Source organism: Actinomadura sp. NPDC048032, from assembly GCF_040653175.1.
Lineage (GTDB): Bacteria > Actinomycetota > Actinomycetes > Streptosporangiales > Streptosporangiaceae > Spirillospora > Spirillospora verrucosospora.
The window spans coordinates 1-9,166 of record NZ_JBEZJP010000349.1; the positions used below are offsets into that span (position 1 = coordinate 1).

Consider the following 9,166-nt stretch of genomic DNA (forward strand, 5'->3'; position numbering starts at 1 on the left):
CGGCTTCCACCCCTCGCGCAGCCTCGTCGTCATCGGCTTCGAGGGACGATCCGGCTGGCCAGCGACGCCGGTGACGTCGCCCGCCGCCCACACGCCGCCCGCTTCGCACGGCACCCGGCACGTCTCGTCCACGGGGATCCCCTGGCCGGGGGTGACGTCGATGCCGAGGTTCTCCAGCCCGAGGCCCTCCACGCGGGGGCGGCGCCCGGCGGCGGCGAGGACGCGGTCGGCGTCGAGGGTGCCGCCGTCGGTCAGCCACAGCCGCAGCCCGACGTCCTTGCGCTCGGCGTCGGCGACGGCGGTGCCGAGCCGCAGGTCGACGCCCATCCGGCGCAGGGCGTCCGCGAGCACCTCGCCGGCGAACGGCGCCTCCGCGGTCAGCAGCCGCCCGGACGCCTCGACGACCGCGACCTGGGAGCCGAACGCCGCGTACACCTGCGCCAGCTCGCAGCCGACCGGGCCGCCGCCGAGGATCACCAGCCGGCGCGGCAGGTCGGGGACCGACAGGGCCTCGGCGCTCGTCCACAGCGGCACGTCGGCGAGCCCCTCGACGGGCGGGATGACCGGCTCGCTGCCGGTGCAGACGACGAGGTCGCCGAAGCCGTGGACGGCGCCGTCCACCTCGATCCGGCCGTGGTCGAGGACCTGCCCCCGGCCGCGCAGGACGGTCACGCCGTCCTCGGCCATCCGGGCGACGGCGGGGTCGTCGCCCCGGTTCCCGGCCAGCGCGTCCCGGCGGGCGAGGGCCATCTCCCAGGTCTCGCCGCGGCGGGCCGACAGCAGCAGCGACTTGGACGGGACGCAGGCGAAGTACGGCGACTCCCCGCCGACGAGGCGGTTCTCGACGAGCGCGACGTCCCTTCCCGCGCGGGCGAGGCCGGTCGCGACCAGCTCCCCCGCGGTTCCCCCGCCCAGCACCACGGCGTCGTAGTGATGGTTGTGCGACAACGGTCTCTTCCTTCCACCCGTGGTGTCCCCAGGCACCATGGTGACGGACCGCGGTCCCGGAGAGTGCCGATTCGAACACATAGGGCACCCGAGATCGCCGATGTCGCTCAGGGCAGGGGCCGGTGGTCCTTCAGCAGCGGTTCCAGGAGGTCGCCGTGCTCGTCCACCCGGGCGAGGACGTCCTCGGGGCCGAAGACGAGGTCGGCGGCGTCCCCGCACGACTCCAGCTCGTCCCAGGTGATGGGCGTCGACACCGACGGGCGGTTCCCGGCGCGCAGCGAGTAGGGCGCGACGGTCGTCTTGGCCGGGTTGTTCTGGCTCCAGTCGACGAAGACCTTGTCCTTGCGCAGCCGCCGCTCCATCTTGGCGACGACCAGCTTCGGGTTCTCGTCGGCCAGGCGCTGCGCGGCGGCCTTGGCGTACTCCGACGTCCGTTCGGCCTCCTTCGGCTCCTCGATCGGGACGTACAGGTGCAGGCCCTTCTTGCCGCTCGTCTTCGGGTAGGACTCCAGGCCGTCCTCGGCGAGCACGTCGCGCAGCAGGGCGGCGACCTCGCACGCCTCCACGATCGTGGCGGGCGGGCCCGGGTCCAGGTCGAAGACCACCAGGTCGGGGGTGTGCACCTTGCCGCGCGGACCGACCTTCCACTGCGGGACGTGCAGTTCCAGCGCGGCGAGGTTCGCGCACCACACGAGCGTGGGCAGGTCGTCGACGACGACGAAGTCGAGGGTGTCGCGGCCCTTGGAGCTGCCGGGGGTGGGGATCGTCGCCGTGCGGACCCAGTCCGGGGTGTGGGAGGGGGCGTTCTTCTCGAAGAACTTGCCGCCGTCGACGCCGTCCGGCCAGCGGATGCGGGTCGCGGGGCGGTCCTGCAGGTGGGGGAGCATGACCGGGGCGATGCGGGCGTAGTAGTCGATGACCTCGCCCTTGGTGAACTCCGGGTACAGGTTCTTGTCGAGGTTGGAGAGGGAGAGCTGACGGCCGTCCACGTCGACGGCGGTCCTCTTACTGCTCACTCGTGACCTCCAGGGGGTCCTTGTCGTCACGCAGGCCCCGCCAGGACGGGAAGCGGAGGCGGCCGTCCCTGGTCCGGGCACTGTAGGCGACCTCCCCGACGAGCCGGGGCTCAACCCACTGGGCGTCGCGGGCGAACTCGCGCGGAACGGGCTCGTCGTAGGGGCTCGTCGAACGGCGCAGCGGCCACAGCGTCTCGTACAGCTCGTCCAGGGCGCGGTCGCTGAAACCCGTGCCCACGTGCCCGACGAAACCGAGCAGGCCCTTCATGTCGTACTCGCCCAGCAGCAGCGAGCCCACGCCGCCCTCGCGCCGGCCCTTCCCGGGCTTCCAGCCGCAGACGACGACCTCGCGCGTCATGAAGTTCTTCACCTTGCGCCAGAAGTCGACGCGGCGCCCCGGACGGTACGGCGAGTCGAGGCGCTTGGCGAGCAGGCCCTCCATCTGCTGCTCGCGGGTGAAGGCGAGCAGTTCCTCCACCTGGGTCTGGTCACCGCCGTGCAGGTACGGGGGCACCTCGACGGGGCCGGTGCCGGCGAGGTCCAGCTCCGCCAGCACCGAGCGGCGGTCGGCGTAGGGGACGTCGTACAGGACGTGCCCGTCCAGGAAGAGGACGTCGAACACGACGTAGCGGACGGGAACCTCGCGGATCAGCCGGGGGTCGGGGCGCTGGACGTGCATCCGGCGCTGGAGGCGTTCGAAGCTGGGGCGTCCCTCCTGGAAGGCGACGACCTCGCCGTCCAGGACGACGTCGCTGTCGGGCAGCAGGTCGGCGAGGGCGGACAGCTCGGGGTAGCGGCTCGCCACCTCGCCGCCGCGCCGTCCAGCGGCGCGGACGCCGTCGGCGGAGACGTGCGACAGGACGCGCACGCCGTCCCATTTCAGCTCCAGCCCCCACTTCCCGCCGTCGGAGGGGAGGTCCCCGGTGGAGGCCATCATCGGCTCGACGGGCCACGGCATGGTCATAACGCCGTCTTACCCCGTCCCGCCGCACGGGGAAAGGATCACGACGCCCTTCTGGCGCAAATCGAACGACGTTGCGACGCTAGGGGCAGGAACGTGCTGGGTAAGGACGGATCATGCGCAGTATCTGGAAGGGCGCGATCTCCTTCGGTCTGGTGACCATACCGGTGAAGCTCTACTCGGCGACCGAGCAGCGGGACGTCGCCTTCCACCAGGTGCACCGGGAGGACGGGGGGCGCATCAAGTACAAGCGGGTGTGCACGCTCGACGGCGAGGAGGTCCCCTACTCCGACATCGCCAAGGGCTACGAGCTGCCGAGCGGCGAGATGGTCATCCTCACCGACGAGGACTTCGCCGACCTGCCGCTGTCGTCCAGCCGCCGCATCGACGTCCTGCAGTTCGTGGAGCGCGAGGAGGTCGACCCGATCTACTTCGCGAAGTCCTACTACCTGGAGCCCGACGCGCAGGGCGCCAAGCCGTACGTGCTGCTGCGGGACGCGCTGGAGAGCTCCGGCCAGGTCGCGATCGTCAAGGTGGCGCTGCGGCAGCGCGAGTCGCTCGCGACGCTGCGGGTCCGCGAGGGCGTGTTCGTCCTGGAGACGATGCTGTGGCCGGACGAGGTCCGCGCGCCGGAGTTCCCCTTCCTGGAGGAGGACATCGAGGTCCGCAAGCAGGAGCTGTCGATGGCGACGTCGCTGATCGAGTCGATGGAGGGGGACTTCGACCCCGGCGAGTACAAGGACGCCTACCGGGAGGCGCTCCAGGCGGTGATCGACGCCAAGGTCGAGGGGCGGGAGGTGGCGCGGCCCGCCGAGGAGGGCGCGGAGGAGCCCGCCGCGGACCTGCTCAGCGCGCTGCGCGCCAGCGTCGAGGCGGCGAAGAAGAGCCGTGGCGAGAAGACGGGGAAGGCGGCGTCCGGCAAGGGGACGGCGGCGAAGAAGCCCGCCGCGCGCAAGACGGCGTCGTCCAAGGCCGGCGAGAAGAAGGAGCCGGCCAAGAGCCGCAGCCGCAAGTCGGCGTGACCTCGCCGCCGGCCGGGCCGGCGGCGGGGTCGGGGTGAACCCGGAGCCGCGGCTCAGAACGGGACGGTGGTGCAGAACAGCCGTGCGCCCGCGTCGCCCGTCTTCGGGTCCGTGGGCTTGGCGTGCACGACGAGCGATCCCGCGGCCTTCTCCGCGACGCGCCACGGCACGGACGTGCGGGAGTGGCCGCGCCCGTCGGCGCGGACGGTGACGTCGAGCCAGATCTCCTTCTTCGGCATCGGCGTTCCGGGCGGCGCGTCGGGATCGTGGTAGTGCGGCCCGGCGTCCTCGGGCTTCGGCCCGCACCGGTTCACGTGGACGTGGGCGCCGAACGTCCGGCCGGCGGCCTCGCGCGGCATGCCCCACACCCGCAGGGACACCCAGGTCCTGTGGTGGTCGCGGACCACGACGACCTTGGTCTTCGCGGTCCGGAAGGCCCGGTCGTGGACGTTGTCGGGCCCGCGCACGACGATCGCGTGCGGCCCGGACCGGGCGAGGGCCGGGGCGGCGGGGACGAGCGCGGCGCCGGACGCGGCGAGCGCGGACGCGGCGAGCAGGACGGGAGCGCGGACGGGCGTTCGCATGACGCTTCCTCTCCGTGGTGCGGGGCGCCGGACGCCGCGGGCCTGGCGGCGTCCGGGCTCGGTGGTTCACGAGCATGCCCCCGGAGCGGGCGGCGGCGTCCCCCCGAATCGGTCAGGGGACGGCCGCGTGCGCCGAGCGGTTCAGTTGTCGCGGCGGGCGGCGAGCACGCGCCCGACGGCCGCGGCGGCGGCGGACGGGTCGGCGCACGGCGCGATCCGCTCGCCCCAGCCGTAGCAGTAGGACCAGCCGTCGCCGGAACGTTCCCGCACCGCGATGACGCTCTCGTTCACCCGCGGCAGGCGCGGGTCGGCGATGTGCGCGGTCGGACGGCGGTCGGCGGGCGCGGCGACCTCGACCGCCCAGCCGGCGGAGCGCAGGACGTCCGTGAGCCGCTCCAGGTGCGCGAGCGCCGTCTCGGCCTCGGTGATCATCAGCACGGACATGGTGCCTCCAAAGGAACGTCCCGGCACGGGAAGGGTTCGGGGATCCGCCGGGCGGGGGCCGTCGCGGAATGCGTCACACGAGGGTGCAGCCTTAGACCCGGCCGTCCCGCCGGCAGGACCGCGTAGGACGCTCAGACGCGTCCGGGCGGCCCGGGTATGGACAGGCGGAGCGCGATGTGTCACCATCCTGCGCATGATCAATGAAAGGGGCGCTGCCGCCCTCGTCCGGTGAGCGGCGACGCGCAGCGGGAAGCTGCCGCCGTCCGCGCGGAGTGGCTCGGGCATCTGCTCTCCACCGCGCCCGCCGACCGTCCGGCCGCCGAGGCGGCCATATCCGAGCTGTACCGGCTGATCGGTCTCGATCCACCCCGTTTCCACTGGGTCCCGTCGCCGCTGGCGGCCCTGGAGACCGTCCCTCCCGGCGTCCGGCCGCGGGCCCCCGAGAGCGCGGACCGGCTTTCCGAATGGCCCCTTCCGGCACGCTTCCGCCGTCTGATCGGCGGGTTGTCCGTGCAACTGGAGGCTCAGGTCCTGCGGAATTCCCGGTCGCTGGGCCCGATGCTCTCGCAGCTGGTGAGGATGCCGATCGTCGGCTCGGCCAGGAACACGATCCGGATGGCGCTCCGGTCCCCCCACGAGAGGGTCGAGAGGGGGACCGCCTGGCACGGGGCCCTGTGCGCCTCCTGGAGCGCGAACTATGACGCGGTCCGCCGGACGTCCGGTGTGGTCTTCACACCCGAGCAGAACCGGCTGATCGACCTGTGGGCGACGCCGGCCCGGTCGTGCGGCTGGTGGTGGCCGCGCGAGGACGTCTGCGTCGTCTCCGAGCGGCCCGTCGAGATCCATACGGAGGTCTGGGGCGACGAGGGCGAGGTGCGCCTGCACCGCTCGGACGGTCCCACCCTCCGGTACGCCGACGGCTGGGACGTGCACGCCTGGCACGGCACGAGGGTGCCGGCCTGGGTGGCGGAGGATCCGAGCGTCGAGCGGATCGCGCGGGAGCCCAACATCGAGGTCCGGCGGTGCGCGGTCGAGAACATCGGCTGGGGCGAGTACATCGACCGGGCCGGGCTGCGGCTCGTCGCGGCCGCGCCGGATCCCGGCAACCCCGGCTCGGAGCTGCGGCTCTACGACCTCGGGGCCGACTACCCGAGCGAGAAGGCCAGGGTGCTGCTCGCCGTCAACGGCTCCGTCGAGCGCGACGGGAGCCGCCGCCGGTACGGGCTGGCCGTCCCGGGCGTCTTCGACGACCCGCTCGCCGCCGCCGGATGGACCTACGGGCTGTCCGCCGACCAGTACGCACGACTCGTCCGCCGAACCTGAAAGGTGATCTCTTTGGTCTTCGAAAGCGTGACTCTCGACTCCCTCTCCCAGCAGACCGGGCTCGCCGTCCTCGACCATCTCGACCGGTCGGTGAGCATCCCCGTCGTCGACGGGATCCAGGCGCAGGGCGATCTGATCGTCGTCCCCCTGGCCGAGACCTCGGGCCTGTCGGCCTGGCAGAACGCCACGTGGACGGACGTGCCGCCCGAGGGCGTCGAGCTGCTGCGGGGCGTGGCGGGCGGCAACCCGCACACGCTGGTCGCCGACCCCGGCACCTGCCGCTGGACGACGCAGGTGTCGGAGCCCGGCGGCCTGGCCATCGGCGTCTTCGAGGCGTCCGCGACCGTCTACCTGCTGCACCCCGAGCACGGCGCGTCCGGCTGCGCGCCGGGCCGCTACGTCGTCCGCCGCCAGCGCGAGTACGCCCCCGGCGGCTGGGGCTCGCGCCTCGTGGCCGACTGAGCGCCGCCTCTGGGTCAGGCGGTCTCGATGAAGCCCAGGCGGTCGTAGAGGCGGCGGGCGCGGCGGTTGCGGCGGGTCACGGCCAGGGCGAGGGTGTCGTGGCCCTGCCCGGCCAGGGCGTGCATGACGGCCTGGACGAGCCCCTGGCCCAGGCCACGGCCCGCGTGGGCCGGGGCGGTGAAGAGGAACGCGAGCAAGGGGACGGCTCTGTAGAGGGTGACGAGCGCTCCTCCCACCGGGCGGCCCTCATGGTCGGCCACGAAGGACGCCTCGGGAAGGAACGTGCCGTACTCGCCGGCCATGGTGAGGTGGATCTCGCGGACGGCGCCCTGGACGTTCCCCACGTCGGCCTCGTCGGGAGTACCGCGGTAGGCGTCCCACATCAGGGCGGCCAGGGCCGGGACGTCGGCGTCGGTGAACGGCCGGAAACCGGGCGGGGGCGGGGGCGGCGCGCCCAGGGCCACCTCCAGACGGCTCCGCGCGGGGTCGTTCATGCTCCGAGTCTAGGCGGCGCCCCCGCCGGGGACCGGCGGGGGCGGTGCCGGGTCAGCGCTTGTAGCGGCGGCCGTGGATCATGTTGATCATGCCGAGGACGCGCGCCATCTCCTTCTCGGTGCGGGCGAACGTGGTGAGGTTCATGGTCGCGAACCGCTGGCGGGTGATGGCCTTCGGGCGGGCGAACTCGCGCAGGCCGTCGGCGCCGTGGATGCGGCCGAAGCCGGACTCGCCGACGCCGCCGAACGGCAGGGCCGCGACCTGGGCGAACGCGGCGAACGCGTTGATGGACGTCATGCCCGACCGCATCCGGCGGGCGGCGTCCATCGCGCGGGACTTGTCGCCGGAGAAGATCGTCCCGGCGAGGCCGTAGCCGGTCCTGTTCGCCTTCTCGATCGCCTCGTCCATGTCCTTCACGCGGTGGACGGTGATCGTGGGGCCGAACGTCTCCTCGCACACGGCCGCCGAGTCGTCCGGGACGTTCGTCAGCACGACCGGCTCGACGTAGGGCTTGCGGACGGACTCGGCGCCGCCGACGACCGCCTTGCCGCCCTTGTCCAGCGCGTCCTTGATGTGGCGCTCGATGACGTCGAGCTGGGACGGCATCGTGATGGGGCCGTAGGCGGCCTCGCGGTCGAACCCGGGACGCAGGTCGCGGGCCTTCTCGGTCAGCTTGCCGAGGAACCGGTCGTAGGCCTCGTCCACGACGTAGATCCGCTCGACGCCGATGCAGGTCTGGCCCGCGTTCGACATGGCGCCCCACAGCGCGGCGTCGGCGGCGGCGTCGAGGTCGGCGCCGGTGTCGACGATGCAGGCGTCCTTGCCGCCGCACTCGGCGACGATCGGGGTCAGGTTCTCGGCGCAGGCCGCCATGACGCGCTTGGCGGTGCGGGCCGAGCCGGTGAAGGCGATCTTGTCGACGTGCGGGGACGAGGCGAGCGCCGCCCCCGTCTCGCCGAGCCCGGTGACCGTCTGCAGGACGGGGTGCTCGGGGATCACCGCGGCGAACAGCTCGGCGAGGAGCACGCCGACGCCCGGCGTGTACTCGGACGGCTTGAACACCACGGCGTTGCCGGCGGCGAGCGCGTAGGCGATCGAGCCCATCGGGGTGAAGATCGGGTAGTTCCACGGCCCGATGACCCCGACGACGCCGAGCGACTGGTACTCCAGCACGCAGCGCTGGTTGATCGCCATGAGCCCGGGGTAGACGTTGCGCGGCCCGAGGACCTTCTGCGCGTTGCGCGCCGCCCAGTCCAGGTGGGTGATCGCCATGATCGTCTCAAGCTGGGCGTCCTGGACCGGCTTGCCGGTCTCCTGGTGGATGAGCTCGGCCATCCGGTTCAGGTTGCGGGTGAGCGAGCCCTTGACGTTCAGCAGCCGGAGCCGGCGCTCCTTCCAGCCGAGGGCGCGCCACCAGCCGGCCGCCTCGCGGGCCCGCTCGACCGCCGCGGCCACGGCGGCGCCGTCCTGGACGGGGTGCTCGGCGACGACCTCGCCGGTGGCCGGGTTCAGCGACGCGAAGGTCTCGGCGTTCTCCGTGGCCACGGACATGGGGAACCTCCCGGGAGGGCCTGGTAAGTGACTGCTTGCACAGCAGTACCGGCTAGTAAACCACCCTATGTGCCGGGTCGGGCGTCGGGGATCCAGCTTCCGTGGAATCCGGCCGGGACGCGGCGCGGCAGCCGGACGCTCGCGACGGGCGCCAGATCCGCCGCGTCCAGCACCAGCAGCTCGGACGCCTGGCCGCGGGTGACGATCGACAGCAGCCAGCCCTCGTCCTCCGCGCGGGCGCCCGCCGCCGGGACGAAGACCGCCTCGCCGACGTGCGCTTCGTCGCCGAGCTCGTGCGCGGACGTCCCCTGCCCGCGCAGGTCGTACTTCACGATCGACTCGCCGCCCACCGGGTAGAGG

General features: G+C 73.0%; 11 protein-coding genes. 3 read left to right on the plus strand and 8 right to left on the minus strand.

The features are described from left to right. The 3 genes from AB0C69_RS32160 to ligD (AB0C69_RS32170) form a co-directional block, all read right to left on the minus strand. A partial coding sequence (locus AB0C69_RS32160) for an NAD(P)/FAD-dependent oxidoreductase (protein ID WP_360358731.1) occupies positions 1-948 on the minus strand: 948 nt, incomplete at its 3' end. Between the two features lie 107 nt (positions 949-1,055). Then, on the minus strand, positions 1,056-1,964 hold the full coding sequence (gene ligD, locus AB0C69_RS32165; RefSeq protein WP_345186679.1) for a non-homologous end-joining DNA ligase: 909 nt from the start codon (positions 1,962-1,964) through the stop codon (positions 1,056-1,058). After that, positions 1,954-2,928 carry a non-homologous end-joining DNA ligase gene (gene ligD, locus AB0C69_RS32170; protein ID WP_353834253.1) on the minus strand — a complete coding sequence of 325 codons (975 nt, stop codon included), beginning with the start codon at positions 2,926-2,928 and terminating at the stop codon, positions 1,954-1,956. Before ligD (AB0C69_RS32170) ends, ligD (AB0C69_RS32165) begins: the two co-directional genes overlap by 11 nt. Positions 2,929-3,041: 113 nt before the next feature. Between ligD (AB0C69_RS32170) and AB0C69_RS32175 the strand changes: the two genes are divergently transcribed. Further along, the gene (locus tag AB0C69_RS32175; RefSeq protein WP_360358732.1) at positions 3,042-3,947 is read left to right on the plus strand and encodes a Ku protein; all 906 of its coding nucleotides are present in this window, start codon (positions 3,042-3,044) and stop codon (positions 3,945-3,947) included. 53 nt (positions 3,948-4,000) lie between these two features. Here the strand turns inward: AB0C69_RS32175 and AB0C69_RS32180 are convergent, their stop codons facing one another. Together AB0C69_RS32180 and AB0C69_RS32185 are read right to left on the minus strand one after the other, a co-directional pair. Continuing rightward, positions 4,001-4,531, minus strand: coding sequence for a superoxide dismutase family protein (locus tag AB0C69_RS32180; protein ID WP_360358733.1), 531 nt, complete (start codon positions 4,529-4,531; stop codon positions 4,001-4,003). A gap of 141 nt (positions 4,532-4,672) precedes the next feature. Further along, a complete protein-coding gene (locus AB0C69_RS32185) occupies positions 4,673-4,975 on the minus strand; it encodes a hypothetical protein (protein ID WP_345186687.1) in 303 nt (100 codons plus the stop codon). A gap of 228 nt (positions 4,976-5,203) precedes the next feature. Between AB0C69_RS32185 and AB0C69_RS32190 the strand changes: the two genes are divergently transcribed. Both AB0C69_RS32190 and AB0C69_RS32195 read left to right on the plus strand, forming a co-directional pair. Further along, on the plus strand, positions 5,204-6,298 hold the full coding sequence (locus AB0C69_RS32190; protein ID WP_360358734.1) for a DUF6745 domain-containing protein: 1,095 nt from the start codon (positions 5,204-5,206) through the stop codon (positions 6,296-6,298). 27 nt (positions 6,299-6,325) lie between these two features. Next, entirely contained in the window at positions 6,326-6,760 is a 435-nt protein-coding gene (locus tag AB0C69_RS32195; RefSeq protein WP_360358735.1) for a hypothetical protein, read from the plus strand. A gap of 14 nt (positions 6,761-6,774) precedes the next feature. On the opposite strand, the gene AB0C69_RS32200 is transcribed toward AB0C69_RS32195, so the two are convergent. The 3 genes from AB0C69_RS32200 to AB0C69_RS32210 form a co-directional block, all read right to left on the minus strand. Then, on the minus strand, positions 6,775-7,254 hold the full coding sequence (locus AB0C69_RS32200; RefSeq protein WP_345182575.1) for a GNAT family N-acetyltransferase: 480 nt from the start codon (positions 7,252-7,254) through the stop codon (positions 6,775-6,777). Positions 7,255-7,306: 52 nt separating this feature from the next. Further along, entirely contained in the window at positions 7,307-8,806 is a 1,500-nt protein-coding gene (locus AB0C69_RS32205; protein ID WP_360358736.1) for an aldehyde dehydrogenase family protein, read from the minus strand. Positions 8,807-8,871: 65 nt separating this feature from the next. Next, the coding region (locus AB0C69_RS32210) for a carotenoid oxygenase family protein (protein ID WP_360358737.1) at positions 8,872-9,166 on the minus strand (295 nt) is incomplete at its 5' end.